General features: G+C 64.4%; 14 protein-coding genes. 7 read left to right on the top strand and 7 right to left on the bottom strand.

Going from position 1 to position 17,079, the window contains the following annotated elements:
• Positions 1 to 7 precede the first annotated feature (7 nt).
• A complete protein-coding gene (mfd, locus tag RIN61_RS19905) occupies positions 8 to 3,457 on the bottom strand; it encodes a transcription-repair coupling factor (RefSeq protein ID WP_313853569.1) in 3,450 nt (1,149 codons plus the stop codon).
• Between the two features lie 167 nt (positions 3,458 to 3,624).
• Here mfd and RIN61_RS19910 point away from each other — a divergent pair, with 167 nt between their 5' ends.
• The 3 genes from RIN61_RS19910 to sthA all read left to right on the top strand — a co-directional run bounded on the left by RIN61_RS19910 (position 3,625) and on the right by sthA (position 7,879).
• A complete protein-coding gene (locus RIN61_RS19910; RefSeq protein ID WP_112252144.1) occupies positions 3,625 to 5,088 on the top strand; it encodes a glyceraldehyde-3-phosphate dehydrogenase in 1,464 nt (487 codons plus the stop codon).
• A gap of 195 nt (positions 5,089 to 5,283) precedes the next feature.
• Positions 5,284 to 6,282, top strand: coding sequence for an FAD:protein FMN transferase (locus tag RIN61_RS19915; RefSeq protein WP_313853573.1), 999 nt, complete (start codon positions 5,284 to 5,286; stop codon positions 6,280 to 6,282).
• Positions 6,283 to 6,484: 202 nt separating this feature from the next.
• Positions 6,485 to 7,879 (top strand): Si-specific NAD(P)(+) transhydrogenase, encoded by a 1,395-nt coding sequence (sthA, locus tag RIN61_RS19920; RefSeq protein ID WP_112252146.1) that lies wholly within the window; start codon positions 6,485 to 6,487, stop codon positions 7,877 to 7,879.
• A 42-nt stretch (positions 7,880 to 7,921) separates the two neighbouring features.
• Here the strand turns inward: sthA and RIN61_RS19925 are convergent, their stop codons facing one another.
• Positions 7,922 to 8,644, bottom strand: a complete 723-nt coding sequence (locus RIN61_RS19925; protein ID WP_112252147.1) for a glycerophosphodiester phosphodiesterase — start codon at positions 8,642 to 8,644, stop codon at positions 7,922 to 7,924.
• A 31-nt stretch (positions 8,645 to 8,675) separates the two neighbouring features.
• Positions 8,676 to 9,260: a PilZ domain-containing protein gene (locus RIN61_RS19930; RefSeq protein WP_207878695.1), complete on the bottom strand. Its 585-nt coding sequence runs from the start codon at positions 9,258 to 9,260 to the stop codon at positions 8,676 to 8,678.
• 93 nt (positions 9,261 to 9,353) lie between these two features.
• Between RIN61_RS19930 and RIN61_RS19935 the strand changes: the two genes are divergently transcribed.
• The 3 genes from RIN61_RS19935 to RIN61_RS19945 all read left to right on the top strand — a co-directional run bounded on the left by RIN61_RS19935 (position 9,354) and on the right by RIN61_RS19945 (position 12,598).
• Positions 9,354 to 10,604 carry a lipoprotein-releasing ABC transporter permease subunit gene (locus RIN61_RS19935; protein WP_313853578.1) on the top strand — a complete coding sequence of 417 codons (1,251 nt, stop codon included), beginning with the start codon at positions 9,354 to 9,356 and terminating at the stop codon, positions 10,602 to 10,604.
• 7 nt (positions 10,605 to 10,611) lie between these two features.
• Entirely contained in the window at positions 10,612 to 11,295 is a 684-nt protein-coding gene (gene lolD / locus RIN61_RS19940) for a lipoprotein-releasing ABC transporter ATP-binding protein LolD (RefSeq protein ID WP_313853580.1), read from the top strand.
• Between the two features lie 61 nt (positions 11,296 to 11,356).
• Positions 11,357 to 12,598 (top strand): lipoprotein-releasing ABC transporter permease subunit, encoded by a 1,242-nt coding sequence (locus RIN61_RS19945; protein WP_313853582.1) that lies wholly within the window; start codon positions 11,357 to 11,359, stop codon positions 12,596 to 12,598.
• 181 nt (positions 12,599 to 12,779) lie between these two features.
• Here the strand turns inward: RIN61_RS19945 and RIN61_RS19950 are convergent, their stop codons facing one another.
• The gene (locus RIN61_RS19950) at positions 12,780 to 14,132 is read right to left on the bottom strand and encodes a heavy metal sensor histidine kinase (RefSeq protein ID WP_112252151.1); all 1,353 of its coding nucleotides are present in this window, start codon (positions 14,130 to 14,132) and stop codon (positions 12,780 to 12,782) included.
• A complete protein-coding gene (gene cinR, locus RIN61_RS19955) occupies positions 14,129 to 14,809 on the bottom strand; it encodes a two-component system response regulator CinR (RefSeq protein ID WP_112252152.1) in 681 nt (226 codons plus the stop codon). The genes RIN61_RS19950 and cinR overlap by 4 nt, the downstream gene beginning before the upstream one ends.
• Positions 14,810 to 15,073: 264 nt before the next feature.
• On the opposite strand from cinR, the gene queF reads away from it, so the two are divergent.
• Positions 15,074 to 15,904, top strand: coding sequence for an NADPH-dependent 7-cyano-7-deazaguanine reductase QueF (gene queF / locus RIN61_RS19960; protein ID WP_252379108.1), 831 nt, complete (start codon positions 15,074 to 15,076; stop codon positions 15,902 to 15,904).
• A gap of 104 nt (positions 15,905 to 16,008) precedes the next feature.
• On the opposite strand, the gene RIN61_RS19965 is transcribed toward queF, so the two are convergent.
• Positions 16,009 to 16,272 carry a DUF4404 family protein gene (locus RIN61_RS19965; RefSeq protein ID WP_004376395.1) on the bottom strand — a complete coding sequence of 88 codons (264 nt, stop codon included), beginning with the start codon at positions 16,270 to 16,272 and terminating at the stop codon, positions 16,009 to 16,011.
• Between the two features lie 122 nt (positions 16,273 to 16,394).
• Positions 16,395 to 16,961 carry an HAD superfamily inactivated hydrolase PcrP gene (locus RIN61_RS19970; RefSeq protein WP_112252154.1) on the bottom strand — a complete coding sequence of 189 codons (567 nt, stop codon included), beginning with the start codon at positions 16,959 to 16,961 and terminating at the stop codon, positions 16,395 to 16,397.
• Positions 16,962 to 17,079: the final 118 nt, after the last annotated feature.

Genomic DNA, 17,079 nt, shown 5'->3' on the forward strand with positions numbered 1-17,079 from the left:
ATCTTCCTTAGGCAGGCTGTGGGGTCAGGCGCTCGAACAGCGCCTCCAGGGTATTGAAGCGTTCGTCGGGGCGTTCCATGGGCACCAGGAAGCGGAACTGGGTGGCGCCTTCGAACTTGTAGCGTTTGGGCTGGCCCTGGATCAGCTTGATCAGGGTCAGCGGGTCGACCGGGGTCTCGGCTTCGAACTCGATCTTGCCGCCGTTGGGGCCGGCGTCGACCTTCTTGATGCCGAGCTTTTCCGCGTGCAGCTTGAGCGAGGTCAGGCGCATCAGGTTCTTGGTCGGCTCGGGCAGCAGGCCGAAGCGGTCGATCATTTCCACCTGCAGGTCCTTGAGGCCTTCTTCGTCGGCAGCCGAGGCAATGCGCTTGTACAGGATCAGCCGCGCATGCACATCGGGCAGGTAGTCCTCGGGGATCAGTGCCGGCAGGCGCAGGTTGATTTCCGGGCCGCCGCCCAGCGGCTGCTCGAGGTTGGGCTGGGTGCCCTTGCGGATCGCCTTGACCGCGCGCTCGAGCATTTCCATGTACAGGGTAAAGCCCACCGCCTGGATCTGCCCGCTCTGGCCTTCGCCCAGCAGCTCGCCGGCGCCGCGAATTTCCAGGTCGTTGGTGGCCAGCACGAAGCCGGCGCCGAGGTCCTGGGTGTTGGCGATCGCCTCCAGGCGTTTTTCGGCGTCGGCGCTGACCTTCTGCCGGGTTGGCGTCAGCAGGTAGGCATAGGCCTGGTGGTGGCTGCGGCCAACCCGGCCGCGCAGCTGGTGCAGCTGGGCCAGGCCGAACTTGTCGGCGCGCTCGATGACGATGGTGTTGGCGCTGGGCACGTCGATGCCGGTTTCGATGATGGTGGAGGCGACCAGCACGTTGAAGCGCTTGTGGTAGAAGTCGCTCATCACCTGTTCCAGCTCGCGCTCGCGCATCTGCCCGTGGCCGATGCCGATGCGTGCCTCGGGCACCAGCTCGGCAAGCTCGGCGGCGCATTTCTCGATGGTTTTCACATCGTTGTGCAGGTAGTACACCTGGCCACCGCGCAGCAACTCACGCAGCAGCGCTTCCTTGACCGTGCTCTTGTTCTGCTCCATGACGAAGGTGCGTACCGACAAACGGCGCGCCGGCGGCGTGGCGATGATAGACAGGTCGCGCATGCCCGCCACTGCCATGTTCAGCGTACGCGGGATCGGCGTGGCGGTGAGGGTGAGGATATCCACCTCGCTGCGCAGGGCCTTGAGCTGTTCCTTCTGGCGCACGCCAAAACGGTGCTCTTCGTCGATGATGGCCAGGCCCAGGTCCTTGAAGCGCACATCGTCCTGCAGCAGCTTGTGGGTGCCGATGAGGATGTCGATCTTGCCTTCGGCCAGCTCGGCGGCGGCGCTGGCCACTTCCTTGGCCGACTTGAAGCGGCTCATCACCTCCACGCGCACCGGCCAGTCGGCGAAGCGGTCGCGGAAGCTGTTGTAGTGCTGTTGGGCGAGCAGGGTGGTGGGCACCAGCACGGCCACCTGGCGGCCGCTGTGCACGGCGATGAACGCCGCGCGCATGGCCACTTCGGTCTTGCCGAAGCCGACGTCGCCACACACCAGGCGGTCCATCGGCTTGGGTGCCAGCATGTCTGCGCGCACGGCTTCGATGGCGGCCTGCTGGTCGGGGGTTTCCTCGAACGGGAAGCCGGCGCTGAAGGTGGCGTAGTCGGCGGATGGGTCGGCAAATGCATAGCCCTTGCGCGCGGCGCGGCGGGCATAGATGTCGAGCAGTTCGGCGGCCACGTCGCGCACCTGTTCGGCAGCTTTGCGCTTGGCCTTCTGCCAGGCCTCCGAGCCCAGCCGGTGCAGTGGTGCCAGGGCGTCGTCGCTGCCGGTGTAGCGGGCGATCAGGTGCAGGTTGGCCACGGGCACGTACAGCTTGGCGCCCTCGGCATATTCCAGGGTGAGGAATTCGGCGGCCTGGCCGTCGATTTCCAGGGTGGCCAGGCCCAGGTAGCGGCCCACGCCATGGTCGATGTGCACCACCGGCGCACCTTCGCGCAGCTCGGTCAGGTTCTTGATCACCGCGTCGTTGGCGGTTTCGCCACGCTTGTCGCGGCGCCGGCGCTGCATGACCCGCTGGCCGAACAGCGGGCTTTCGGCGATCAGGGCCATGGCTGGCTCGTCCAGCAGCAGGCCCTCGTCCAGCGGGGCGATGGTGATTGCCAGGCGCTCGCTGCCGGTGATGAAGTCGGCCCAGCCGTCGACGGTGTGCGGGCGCAGCTTCAGCCGGTCGAGCAGTTCCAGCAGCACTTCGCGGCGGCCCGCCGATTCGGCGGTGAATAACACCCGGCCGGGGAACTGGTCGAGGAAGTTGGCCAGTTCGGCCAGGGGCTGGTTGGCCTTGGCCTCGATTGCCAGGTTGGGCAGGGCGCGCGCCGGGAAGCGCTCGCGGCCCACGCCCGGGTCGAGGTCTTCGGTGCTGACCACTACCCGTGGCCATTGCTTGAGCCGGGCGAAGCAGTCTTCCACTGGCAGGAACAGCTCGGCCGGCGGCAGCAGCGGCCGGCTCAGGTCGCCACGGCGGTCTTCATAACGCCCGCGCACGTCGTTCCAGAAGTGTTCGGCGGCCTGTTCCACACCGGGCAGCGAGAACACCTGGGTGTCGGCCGGCAGGTAGTCGAACAGGGTCGAGGTTTCTTCGAAGAACAGCGGCAGGTAGTACTCGATGCCGGCGGGGATGATGCCGCTGGCCAGGTCCTGGAAGATCGCGCTGCGACGGAAATCGACATCGAAGCGTTCGCGGAAGCGCGCCTTGAAGCGGGTCACTTCCTCTTTCTGCATCGGGAACTCGCGCGCCGGCAGCAGGCGCACCGAATCCACCTTGTCGATCGAACGCTGGGTCTCGGGGTCGAAGGTGCGCAGCGTCTCTATCTCGTCATCGAACAGGTCGATGCGGTAGGGCAGCTTGCTGCCCATCGGGAACAGGTCGATCAACGCGCCGCGCACGGCGAACTCGCCATGCTCGTAGACAGTGTCGACGCAGCGATAGCCACTGGCCTCCAGGCGCAGGCGCATCTGCTCCACATCGATGGTCTGGCCCACGTCCAGCACCAGGCTGCTGCCTAGCAGGAAGCGGGTCGGCGCCAGGCGGTGCAGGGCGGTGGTGACCGGCACCACGAGGATGCCGTGGCTCAGCTCCGGCAGGCGGTAGAGGCTGGCGATGCGCTGGGAAATGATGTCCTGGTGCGGCGAGAACAGGTCGTAGGGCAGGGTTTCCCAATCGGGGAACGGCAGCACCGGCAGGTCCGGGGCAAAGAAGCGAAGTTCCTGTTCCAGACGATCGGCAGCCTGGCTGTCGGCAGTCAGCAGCAAAGTGAAGCGGCCCGCGCTGCTGGCGGCCTCGGCGATGGCCAGGCTGAGGGCGGCACCAGGTAGATTGCCCCAGGTTTGTTTGCCGGCCGTGGCCGACATTTGCGGTAGGCGCAGAACTGACACGGGAGATTGCACTCCAAGCGTTGCGGCAAAGAGATCAATTGTACCGGTGACGGTGCCGGCTGTCAGGCTCGAAAGGGCGTGTTCGCTGGCTTGCGTTACCGCGACAGGCGCTCATTGCCCGTAACGCGTTGGGGCGTCATAATGTAGCCCCTTTTTTCTGTCCCTACATGTGGAAGGTTCCCGTGACTCAGAAGCCCGACCAGTGTCTTGGTGAGTGGATCGATCGTGAAGCCCTGGCTGAAGCGATGATCCCGCTTATCGGTCAGCTCTACCGCAACAACAACGTGGTGAGCTCGATTTATGGCCGTAGCCTGATCAACCGTTCGGTTATCTCGATCCTCAAGGCGCACCGCTTTGCGCGTCATCGTCAAGCCGACGAAACCGAACTGTCCGTCCACGAGACATTCCCCCTGCTCAAGGCCATGAGCGAGCTGAAACTGGGCGCCGCTTCGGTCGACCTGGGCAAGCTGGCCAACAAGTTCAAGCAGGAAGGCAATGGCCGCACTGCCGAGCAGTTCGTCCGTGAAGAACTGGCCGAGGTGGTTGGCCAGCAGAACGCTTCGGCGCGCAAGGGCACCGACGTTGTCCTGTACGGCTTCGGCCGCATCGGCCGCCTGCTGGCACGCATCCTGATCGAGAAGACCGGTGGCGGCGACGGCCTGCGCCTGCGCGCCATCGTCGTGCGCAAGGGCGCCGAGAACGACCTGGTCAAGCGTGCCAGCCTGCTGCGCCGTGACTCGGTGCACGGCCCGTTCGATGGCACCATCACCATCGACGAAGCCAACAACACCATTACCGCCAACGGCAACCTGATCCAGGTTATCTACGCCAAGAGCCCGAGCGAAGTCGACTACACCCAGTACGGCATCGACAACGCGCTGATCGTCGACAACACCGGCGTATGGCGTGATGCCGACGGCCTGGGCCAGCACCTGGCCTGCCCGGGCGCTGCCCGCGTGATCCTCACCGCACCTGGCAAGGGCGCGCTGAAGAACATCGTGCACGGCATCAACCACGGTGACATCACTGCCGATGACAAGATCATCTCGGCCGCTTCCTGCACCACCAACGCCATCGTGCCGGTGCTCAAGGCCATCAACGACCAGTACGGCATCGTCAACGGCCACGTCGAAACCGTTCACTCGTTCACCAACGACCAGAACCTGATCGACAACTTCCACAAGGGCAGCCGCCGTGGCCGTGCCGCGCCGCTGAACATGGTCATCACCGAAACCGGCGCCGCCACTGCTGCCGCCAAGGCACTGCCAGTGCTGAAAGGCAAGCTGACCGGCAACGCCATTCGCGTACCGACGCCGAACGTTTCGATGGCCATCCTCAACCTGAACCTCGAGAAGGCCACCAGCCGCGACGAGATCAACGAGTACCTGCGCCAGACCGCCATGCACTCGGAACTGCACAAGCAGATCGATTACGTCAGCTCGCAGGAAGTGGTTTCGACCGACTTCGTGGGCTCGCGCCACGCCGGTGTGGTTGATGCGGAAGCGACCATCGCCAACGACAACCGTGTTGTTCTGTACGTCTGGTACGACAACGAATTCGGTTACAGCTGCCAGGTGGTTCGTGTGATGGAAGAGATGGCCGGTGTGAACCCGCCAGCGTTTCCACGCTGATACGCTTGTAAGGCAATGAAAAAACGGGAACCTTCGGGTTCCCGTTTTTTTATCCGGAATTTTTGTTGCCTGTGCCGGCTTCTTCGCGGGTAAACCCGCTCCCACAGGGCCGCAGCGTCCGTGAGGGCAGTGGTATACCTGTGGGAGCGGGTTTACCCGCGAAGAGGCCGGCACAGGCAACCGAGAAGTCAAACCTTGCGCACAGTCTTGATGCTCATCCTCATGCTCCTGACCGCCTGCAACCAGGGCCCCACCCTGGAGCGCCTGGGCGGCCCGACCATGGGCAGCAGCTACAGCATCCAGTATGTGCGCGAACCCGGCGGCCCGGCGCCGGTCCAGGTGCAGGCGGCGGTCGAAACCATCCTGCACGACATCGATCAGCACTACTCGACCTACCGCGGCGACTCCACCGTCAGCCAGTTCAACCAGTTGCCCGCCGACCAGTGCCTGGTCTTGCCGCCCGACATGCTCGAACTGGTCAGCCTTGGTCAGCACCTGGCCGAGCAGAGCAAGGGCGCCTTCGACCTCACCGTCGAACCCTTGCTCGACCTGTGGGGCTTAGGCCCCCAGGCCCGTCACGAGCAGGTGCCCGAGCCGTCGGCCCTGGCCCAGGTGCGCCAGCGCGTGGGCTACCGGCATTTGCACATCGACGGCCAGGCCCTGTGCAAGGATGCCCCGGTGCAGCTCGACTTCAACAGCATCGCCGCCGGCCATGCCGTCGACCTGATCGCCGCGCGCCTGCAGGCCATGGGCGTGGCCAGCTTTGTTGCCGAAGCCACCGGCGAGCTCAAGGCCGCTGGCCGCAAACCCGATGGCAGCCCCTGGCGCATCGCCCTGGAGCTGCCCCGTGAAGATCGCCAGATAGCCCGCCAGATCATCCCGGTCAATGGCCTTTCGGTATCAACCTCGGGTGACTATCGGCACTATTTCGAGGAGAATGGCCGGCGCTATTCGCACACCTTCGATGCCCGCCTTGGGCGCCCGGTGCAGCACGACCTGGCCGCGGTCACCGTGCTCGATGCCTCGGCGCTGCACGCTGACGGCTATTCGACGCTGTTGTTGATCCTTGGTCCGGAACGTGGCTGGGATTTTGCCGTGGCGCATGGCCTGGCCGCGGTATTGGTGACTCGGGCCGAGGGTGGTTTCGTCTCCCGAGCTACGCCCGCATTCGAACGGGCAGTGAAAGGCGAATGAAAGCACAAGCAGGGATGATCGCCGCCAGGGAATGGTTCACACATGTAGTGCGGGCAAAATTGGCCTACGACGCGACCAAGGGTTAATGTGCGCGGCGTTCACGCTTGATTAGACTGCACCCGAATTTTCTCATGACGCCCCGGCGGCATGATCGCGCCCCGCGAGCGACCGTGGCTTGCGGGCCAGTTCTGAAGGAGTACGCATGGCTGTCTACAACTACGACGTAGTGGTGCTGGGTTCCGGCCCGGCCGGAGAAGGTGCGGCAATGAACGCCGCCAAAGCAGGGCGCAAGGTGGCGATGGTCGATAGCCGTCGCCAGGTCGGGGGCAACTGCACCCACCTGGGCACCATCCCGTCCAAGGCACTGCGTCACTCGGTGCGGCAGATCATGCAGTTCAACACCAACCCGATGTTCCGTGCCATCGGTGAGCCGCGCTGGTTCTCGTTCCCGGACGTACTGAAAAGCGCCGAAAGGGTCATCGCCAAGCAGGTAGCGTCGCGCACCGGCTACTACGCACGTAACCGCGTGGATGTGTTCTTCGGCACCGGCAGCTTCGCCGACGAGCAGACCGTCGAAGTGGTCTGCCCCAATGGTGTGGTGGAAAAGCTCAACGCCAAGCACATCATCATTGCCACCGGCTCGCGCCCGTACCGCCCGGCCGACATCGACTTCCACCACCCGCGCGTCTACGACAGCGACACCATCCTCAGCCTCAGCCATACCCCGCGCAAGCTGATCGTGTACGGTGCCGGCGTGATCGGTTGCGAATACGCCTCGATCTTCAGTGGCCTGGGTGTATTGGTAGAGCTGGTGGACAACCGTGGCCAGTTGCTGAGCTTCCTCGATTCGGAAATTTCCCAGGCGCTGAGCTACCACTTCAGTAACAACAACATCACCGTGCGCCACAACGAAGAGTATGAGCGCGTCGAAGGCCTGGACAATGGGGTGATCCTGCACCTGAAGTCGGGCAAGAAAATCAAGGCCGACGCCTTGCTGTGGTGCAACGGCCGTACCGGCAACACCGACAAGCTGGGCCTGGAAAACATTGGCATCAAGGTCAACAGCCGTGGCCAGATCGAGGTCGACGAGGCCTACCGCACCAGCGTGCCGAACATCTACGGTGCCGGCGACGTGATTGGCTGGCCGAGCCTGGCCAGTGCCGCCCATGACCAGGGCCGCTCTGCCGCTGGCAGCATCGTGGATAATGGCAGCTGGCGCTTCGTCAATGATGTGCCGACCGGCATCTACACCATTCCGGAGATCAGCTCGATCGGCAAGAACGAGCAGGAACTGACCCAGGCCAAGGTGCCGTACGAAGTGGGCAAGGCCTTCTTCAAGAGCATGGCCCGTGCACAGATCGCAGGTGAGCCGCAAGGCATGCTGAAGATCCTGTTCCACCGCGAAACACTGGAGGTGCTGGGCGTGCACTGCTTCGGCTACCAGGCTTCGGAAATCGTCCACATCGGCCAGGCGGTGATGAACCAGCCGGGCGAGCTGAACAACCTGAAGTACTTCGTCAACACCACGTTCAACTACCCGACCATGGCCGAAGCCTATCGGGTAGCGGCCTATGACGGCCTGAACCGGCTTTTTTGAGCGGCTCCGACCGGTGGCCTGAGCCGGTCGGAGAGACCGATTTCAACCCTGCCCGAGGGTGGTCCTGGCCAAACCGGGAAAGTCTGTAATCAGGCTGTCCACGCCAAAATCAGCGAGCCGGCGCATCAGTGCCGGTTCGTTGACCGTCCACACCGACACGTGCAAACCCTGGCCCTGGGCTTTCAACAGGCGCTCGGGGGTGCACAGTGTCCAGTTCAATGCCAGCAGATCGCAGCCGTAGTTCTGTGCCACTTTCAGCGGGTCGAGCCAGGCGTACTCGGCAACCAGCCCGCGCTTGACGTCCGGCACCAGTTCCAGGGCAGCACCCAGCACTTCGCGTGAGCTGGAGGTGATGGTCACCTTGTCCAGCAGGCCGTACTGCTGGGCCAGTTCGCGTATCGCCAGCACGGTGGTGGCGGCTCGGGTGCGCGAGGCGCTTTTCACCTCCAGTTGCCAGTGCTCGAACGGGCATTTCTCGAACAGTTCCTCCAGTGTCGGGATCGGGCAGGGCTGGACGTGGCCCGGGCCGCCTTTGCGGGCATCGATCCTGACCAGTTCGGCGGCCGGGTGCTCGACCACCTTGCCGCGTTTGCCGGTGGTGCGCTTGAGGGTTGGGTCGTGGATCACCATCAGCTCGTTGTCGGCCGACAGGTGCAGGTCCAGCTCGCAGCGGGTCACGCCATGGGCGAGGCACTGCTGGAAGCTCTTCAGGGTATTCTCGGGCGCTTCGCCCTTGGCGCCGCGGTGGCCGTAGATCAGGGTCACGTTCGTTCCTTCAAATCAGAGAAAAATGGGCTCAGGAGGCGGGGTCGTTCTGTTCCAGCTGCTGGCGCCGTTGCTGCTGCTGGCGCTGCAGGATGTAGCGGGCCAGCAATTGCCGTTGGGCGTCGGTCATGTCGATGAATTCGGTGCCGACCTCGAAGCCGCCTTGCGGGCGCGGGTCGCAATGGGTGACCTTGCCGCGCAGCAGCAGGCCATGGGCGCGCGGCATCAGCACCATCTTCACCTTCACCCGGGTGCCGGGGGCAACCGCTGTGGCTTGCGCGAACTCGATGCCGCCCTCGGAGATGATCACCGGCTGGGGCTGGCCAATTTCGCCGATCAGGGTCTGGGCAACCACCGCGCTGAGCAGGTCGAGGCGTTTGTTCTGCGCACGCAGGAAGGCGGCGAGGGTGCGGTCCTTTTCGCTCAGCTGGCGCAGCAGGTGCTGCGACTCGAAGTCGGACAGGTGCAGTTCGCTGAGCAGGTTGAACAATGGCGAATCATCTTGCAACACATCTGGGTCAAGGGCTTCGGCCGCACTGAGGGGGCTGATTTGAAGTGCGATCCGATCTTCGATGCGGTAGTATTCGCGGCGATCTTCTTCGTCTAATGTCGTCATGGCGAACCCAAGGTAGCGGCGGTGGTCCGAGTGTAAAGCCGCCGTAGGCGCCTCGCCACAAGGACGTTCCCTTTCATCCGAACAAGCCCCGACATGTTCAGACCTCTTTTCGCATTCATCGGCACGCGTTATACCCGTGCCAAACGTCGCAATCACTTCGTCTCGTTCATTTCCCTGACCTCGATGATCGGCCTCGCCCTGGGCGTGGTGGTGATGATCGTGGTGCTCTCGGTGATGAACGGTTTCGACCACGAGATGCGTACCCGCGTGTTGGGCATGATCCCCCATGCCACGCTGGAGAGCGGCCAGCCCATTGCCGACTGGCCGGCCCTTGCCCAACAAGTAAAGCAGAATCCGCAGGTGGTGGCGGTTGCGCCCTTCACCCAGATGCAGGGCCTGCTGACCCATGAAGGCAAGGTGCAGAAGGTGCTGCTCAACGGCATCGACCCGGCCCGCGAACGCGAAGTGTCGATCATCGACAGGTTCGTCCTGCAAGGCCGCCTCGACCAGCTGGCGCCGGGCGAGTGGGGCATCATGATCGGCGACAAGGCCGCGGCCAAGCTGGGCGTGGGCATCGGCGACAAGCTCACCTTCGTCGCCCCCGAGGTCAGTGTGACCCCGGCCGGCATGTTCCCGCGCATGAAGCGTTTCACTGTAGTCGGCACCTTCCACGTGGGCGCGGGCGAGATCGACGGCTACCTGGGGCTGACCAACATCAGCGACCTCTCCCGCCTGCACCGCTGGAAGCCCGACCAGGTCCAGGGCCTGCGCCTGAAGTTCGACGACCTGTTCCAGGCGCCGCGGGTGGCCTGGGACATCGCCCAGCACCTGGGTGACCAGGAGTTCTACAGCCGTGACTGGACCCGCACCCACGGCAACCTGTACCAGGCGATCCGCATGGAAAAGGCCATGATCGGCCTGCTGTTGTTGCTGATCGTGGCGGTGGCGGCGTTCAACATCATTTCCACCCTGGTGATGGTGGTCAACGACAAGCGTGGCGACATTGCCATCCTGCGTACCCTGGGCGCCACGCCCGGGCAGATCATGCTCATCTTCATGGTCCAGGGCACGGTGATCGGGGTGATCGGTACCTTGATCGGCGCCGTGGTCGGGATCGTCGCCGCGCTGAACGTGAGTGCGGTGATCGCCGGCATCGAGAAACTGATCGGGCACAAGTTCCTCAACGCCGATGTGTACTTCATCGATTACCTGCCGTCGCAGATCCAGGCCCAGGACGTGTACATGGTCTGTGGTGCAGCGCTGGTCCTGAGTTTCTTCGCCACCCTGTACCCGGCCTGGCGTGCGGCCCGCACCCAGCCTGCAGAGGCGCTACGTTATGAGTGAGTCGCGCATGAGTGATAAAGCCGTTCTGAGTTGCCGCAACCTGGGCAAGTCCTACGACGAGGGCCCGGAGTCGGTGCAGGTGCTGTCCGGCCTCAACCTCGAGCTGCACGCCGGTGAGCGGGTAGCCATCGTGGGTAGCTCCGGTTCGGGCAAAAGTACCTTGCTCAACCTGCTGGGCGGCCTCGACCGGCCGACCCAGGGCAGCGTCTGGCTGGCCGGTGAGGAACTGTCGGCGCTGGGCGAGCGTGCCCGTGGCCTGCTGCGCAACCGCGAGCTGGGCTTTGTCTACCAGTTCCACCACCTGCTGCCGGAATTCACTGCCATCGAGAACGTGTGCATGCCGTTGCTGATCGGCCGCACAGCCATCCCCGAGGCCCGCGAGCGTGCCGAGGCGCTGCTCAAGCGCGTGGGCCTGGCCCACCGCTTGAACCACAAGCCGGCCGAGCTGTCCGGTGGTGAGCGCCAGCGGGTGGCGATTGCCCGGGCACTGGTCAATCGCCCCGGCCTGGTAATGCTCGACGAGCCGACCGGCAACCTCGACCACCACACCGCCCAGGGCATCCAGGAGTTGATGCAGGAACTGTCCAGCGCGTCCCGCACGGCGTTTCTGGTGGTCACCCACGACCTCAACCTGGCACGCCAGATGGACCGTGTATTGAAGCTCGACGACGGCCACCTGGTGGCGATCTGATCGACTGCACGGGGCGGCCGGTGCCGCCCCGTTTTCCTGTTTTCATTGGGTGATTTCGTACATGTTCAGACCCTTGCCCATCTTCATCGGCGCGCGCTACACCCGAGCCAAGCGCCGCAACCACTTCATCTCGTTCATCTCGATGACCTCGATGATCGGCCTGTCGCTGGGCGTGCTGGCGATGATCGTGGTGCTGTCGGTGATGAACGGCTTCCAGCGCGAAATGAGTTCGCGCATCCTCGGCCTGGTGCCGCATGCCGCCATCCTCGGCGTGCAGCCGCTGGACGACTGGCACAAGGTGGCCGAAGCGGCCATGCGCGACCCGGCGGTGATGGCGGTGGCGCCGATTACCGAAATGGAAGGCATGCTGTCGTTCAAGGGTGCGATGCAGCCGATCCAGGTGGGCGGTATCGACCCGGCCGAAGAGGGCAAGGTTTCGATCGTCGGTCAGCATATCGTCCAGGGCCGGCTGCAGGACCTGCAGCCGGGTGAGTTCGGTGTGGTCATCGGTGAGCTGACTGCGCGGCGCTTCCGCCTGAACACCGGCGACAAACTGACCCTGATCGTGCCGGAAATCAGCAAGGAGCCTGGCGGCATCACCCCGCGCATGCAGCGCCTGACCGTGGTCGGCATCTTCAAGGTCGGCGCCGAGCTGGACGGCTCGCAGGCTTACATTCATGTCGCCGATGCCGGCGCCATGCAGCGCTGGGCGCCGGGCCAGGTGCAAGGCGTGCGCCTGAAACTGCACGACCTGTATGCCGCGCCGCAGGTGTCCAAGGCCATCGCTGCCGGGCTGGGCGATGCCTACCGCGCCGATGACTGGTCGCATACCCAGGGCAGCCTGTTCAGCGCCATGAAGATGGAAAAGACCATGATCGGCCTGCTGTTGCTGATGATCATCGCGGTGGCGGCGTTCAACATCATCGCCACCCTGGTAATGGTGGTGAACGACAAGGGGCCGGACATCGCCATCCTGCGCACCCTGGGCGCCACGCCGGCGCAGATCATGGGCACGTTCATGGTCCAGGGCAGCCTGATCGGCATTGTCGGGACGCTGATTGGTGGTGTGCTGGGGGTGATTGCGGCGTTCAACGTCAGCCAGATCGTCGGTTGGCTGGAGCGGGTGAGCGGGCAGCACATCTTTACTTCGGATGTGTACTTCGTCAGCAGCTTGCCGTCGCAGCTGCAGTGGGGGGATGTAGCGCTCATCTGCACTGCCGGGTTGGTGATGAGCTTCCTGGCGACCATTTACCCGGCTTATCGGGCATCGCAGGTGCAGCCGGCGATTGGCCTGGCAGTTTGAGTAACTGTTGAGGGCCTCATCGCCGGCAAGCCAGCTCCCACAAGTACAGCGCATGCCTTGGGCTTGATGCGATCCTGTGGGAGCGGGTTTACCCGCGAAGAATCCAGCACGGTGCATGGCACCGGCTTAGCCGGTGTTCGCGGGTGAACCCGCTCCCACAGGGATCGTGCCAGCCCCGATGTCACCGGTCTTCAGTGAAATCGATCACGAATCGCGTCCATCCGTCCGCACACTCCGCCCTGATGCGCCCACCATGGGCCTGCACGATCGACCGGGTAATCGCCAACCCCAACCCGGCATGCTCACTACTGCCTTCCCGCCGCGCCGGGTCCACCCGGTAGAAACGATCGAACAGCCGCGGTAGCACCGTCGGCTCGATAGCCGCCCCGGTATTGGCCACGCCAATCCTCGGCCCTGGCCCCAAGGTCACCCGTATCTGCCCTCCCGCCGGGGTAAAGCGCAAGGCATTGTCCAGCAAGTTGGACAGCGCCCGGCGCAGCATATGCCGGTCGCCCTGCAGCAGCGCTTCACCCTCGCGCAGCATCTGCACGCCGCTGTCTTCTGCCAGCGGCGCGTAGTACTCCAGCAGCGCATCCACCTCATCATTCAGCACCAGTGGTGCTTGCCCCGGTACCAGCAGGCCATGGTCGGCCTTGGCCAGGAACAGCATGTCGTTGATCATCTGCGCCATCCATTGCAGCTCTTCGAGGTTGCCGTGCAGGGCTTCGCGGTATTCCTCCAGGCTGCGTGGGCGGGTGAGGGTGACCTGGGTGTGGGTCAGCAGGTTGGACAGCGGCGTGCGCAGCTCATGGGCGATGTCGGCAGAGAATGCCGACAGGCGCTGGAAGGCATCGTCCAGGCGCTGCAGCATGGCGTTCATCGCGGTCGCCAGCTCGGCCAGCTCCTCGGGCATCTGTGCCACCGGCAGGCGGGTGGTGAGCGAGCGCGCCGATACGCTGGCCGCCACCTGGCCCATCTGCCGCAATGGGCGTAACCCGCGGCGTGCTGCCCAGGCGCCGAGCAGCGCCGTGGCCAGCGCCGACAGGCCTACCGTCAGCCAGATCAGCCGTTGCATGCCCTGCAGAAAGTGCTGGTGGTGGGTGATGTCGAGGTACAAGGTCAGTTGTGGCGACTGTGGGGCGCCTTGCGCCAGGTGCACGGCCAGGCTGCGGTAGTCGGTGCCTTGCGCATGCAGGGTGGCCAACCCGTCGGGCAGTGGCGCCGGGGGCAGGCCTGTGCGGCTTTCGAACCAGGTGGCGCCGTCGCTGCCGTTGATGCGCAGGGCCAGGTCGGCCTGGTGGCCCAGTTCATCGCGCAAGGCGGGCAGGCGCGCCTGCAGCTCGGCTGGGGTGGTGATGCCGGCGAGTTGGGTGCGGAACAGCGACAGGCGAGAGTCCAGCAGCTGTTGGTCCAGTTCGACGAAGTGCTGTTCGCTGGCCCGGCTGAATATCAGGCCGGCGCCGAGCGAGACAGCGGCAGTGCAGGCGGCGAACAGCAGGGCCAGGCGGCTGCCGAGTGAGACCCGGCGCATCACTCAGTGCGCTCTTCGAGTACATAGCCCATGCCGCGTACGGTATGGATCAGCTTGTTGGGGTGCGGGTCGTCGATCTTCAGGCGCAGGCGGCGGATCGCCACCTCGATCACATTGGTGTCACTGTCGAAGTTCATGTCCCACACCTGCGAGGCGATCAGCGATTTGGGCAGCACCTCGCCCTGGCGGCGCAGCAGCAGTTCAAGCAGGGCGAACTCCTTGGCGGTCAGGTCGATGCGCTGGCCGGCGCGTTCGGCGCGGCGGCGGATCAGGTCCAGGCGCAGGTCGGCAAGGCCCAGGGTGGTGTCCTGGCTGGGGCTGGCGCCTCGGCGCAGCAGGCTGCGCACCCGCGCCAGCAGTTCGGAGAAGGCGAACGGCTTGACCAGGTAATCATCGGCGCCCAACTCCAGGCCGTGCACCCGGTCTTCCACGGCATCGCGGGCGGTGAGGAACAGCACCGGGGTGTCCAGGCCTGCCTGGCGCACGGCCTGGAGGATCTGCCAGCCGTCACGGCCGGGCAGCATCACGTCGAGAATGAGCAGGTCGTGGTCGCCGGTCAGGGCGAGGAACTGGCCGGTCTCGCCGTCGGTGGCCAGTTCGGTGGCGAAGCCAGCCTCGTTCAGGCCCTGGCTCAGGTACTGGCCGGTGCGGGCCTGGTCTTCGACGATCAGCAGTTTCATTGGGTGAATTGACTCCAGCAAACGGCACAAAACCCTGTGGGAGCGGGTTTACCCGCGAAGAATTCAACACGGTGCATGGCACCGGCTTTGCCGGTGTTCGCGGGTGAACCCGCTCCCACAGGGATTGGATGATGCTGAGATGATACGTGACGATGCACTCGCTCGCCGCAACCTGACGAAGATGTAATCCCGCTGACTTGCGCTCCAAGGCGAGGTGCAAAACCGGTAGACTAGGGGCAATTTCGAACCTTCAGGTCAGTTTCCATGCATCCCGCTGCCGAACATTCCCCGCTGGGCAAGTCCAGCGAATACATTGCCACCTATTCCCCGGAGCTGCTGTTCCCGATTCCGCGTACCGCCAAATGGGCCGAGCTGGGCGTCACCGCCCAGACCTTGCCGTGGCAGGGTGTGGATTACTGGAACTGCTTCGAGCTGAGCTGGCTGCTGCCGTCGGGCAAGCCGGTGGTGGCGATCGGTGAGTTCGCCATCCCCGCCGATTCGCCGAGCATCATCGAGTCCAAGTCGTTCAAGTTGTACCTGAACTCGTTGAACCAGACGGTGTTCGCCTCGCTGGGCGAACTGCAGGCGTGCCTGGAGAAAGACCTGTCCGCCGCTGCCGGCAAGCCGGTTGCCGTGAAGGTGCGCACCCTGGCCGAGGTCGAGGCCCAGGGCGTGGTGGCCTTGCCGGGGCAGTGCATCGATGCGCTGGACGTTGCCATCAGCAATTACGAACAACCACAGCCGGAGCTGCTGCGCTGCAACCCGGAGCAGCAGGTGGAAGAAACCCTGCACAGCCACCTGCTGAAGTCCAACTGCCCGGTCACCGGCCAGCCGGACTGGGGCAGTGTGGTGGTCGAGTACAAGGGCAGGGCGCTGGACCATGCCAGCCTGCTGACATACCTGATCAGCTTCCGCCAGCATGCCGACTTCCACGAGCAGTGTGTGGAGCGGATTTACCTGGACCTGAAGAACCTGTTGCAGCCGGAGCATTTGACGGTGTATGCGCGCTATGTGCGCCGGGGTGGGCTGGATATCAACCCGTACCGCAGCACCGGGGCGATCAGCCCGGATAACAAGCGTCTGGTTCGGCAGTAAGGTTAAAGCGGGGCCCTGTGGCAGCGGGTTCACCCGCGAATTCGTCGGTGGCATCACCACGGCATTCGCGGGTGAACCCGCTCCCACAGAGGGCCTTGGGCAGCTTAGATCCCCATGCTGTGCAGCGAGTTGGCAATGCTGCGCAGGGTGGCGGTAAGGTCGGGGTGGTCGGCCTCGAAGCGTTCGATGGCCAGGTTCACGCCGTCCACCAGGTTATTGTCTGGCGTGGCTTCCTCAAGTTTGAGTTGCGCCTCGATCTGGCGCGCTTCTTCGTGCAGCGCGGCCAGCTCCTCGTCCGAAAGCGGCACGTTGCGGTCCAGTTGCTCGCGCAAGCTGTTCAGGCGCTCTTGCAATTCGCGGGCAGGCATTGGCATTTCTCCATCAATGGCTTGGCAAGCCATGGACCTCAGCGAAGCGGCAAAGGTTCTGGCCTGTCTTCAGCGTAATCCACCTGCCGTTGCTTTGCATGATCCGCATCAATGATGCTGTATCAGGGTTTTTCGCCTTTGCGCCGGCGCTGCGCGATGTCTTGCAGGCAGGTATCAAGCGCTTCCAGATGGTCGATCACCGAGTGCACACCCAGGCCGAACAGCTCCAGCGTTGCCTTGCCGCGGGCCAGGTCCCGCTCTTGCGGGGTCATGGCTTGCCATTGCTGCGAGCTGCGGTCGCAAAAGGGACTGCAGGCGGCCAGCCCCACCGTCCACAGGCCCGCGTTCAGGCCAGACTGCAACAGGCGTGGGTCGCCGCTGACCAGCACGCAGCCGTCCAGGCGTTCGCTGTCCAGCGTCATCAGGGCCTGCCAGCAGGCGTTCGGCGCCGGCCAGCGCACGCCGTTCACCGAATGCCCCGGCAGCCAGGCGGGCAGTACATGGGCCAGGCGCTTGCTTTGGGTGGCGTCCAGGTCGTCCAGCCAGATGCATGGCACCTGGCGCTGGCGCAGGCCGGCGAGGGTGGCCAGGGCGCCGGGGGCGGGCGAGGGGGCGCCATCATTGGCGGCTTGCACCAGGCAGCCGCGCAAGCCGAACAGCACAGCGGTGAAGGCGGGTGCAGCGTCCATGGCAACTTCCCTCAAATAGTCCGCAGGCTATTCGGCGATTGTTACCACCCTGTGACAGCGGGCGCCGCGCAACAGTTGTTCACAAATTATTGAGCAGAGGTGTGTAAAGCTGTTTATC

This window comes from Pseudomonas inefficax (assembly GCF_032164165.1).
In the GTDB taxonomy this organism is placed as follows: Bacteria; Pseudomonadota; Gammaproteobacteria; order Pseudomonadales; family Pseudomonadaceae; genus Aquipseudomonas; species Aquipseudomonas inefficax.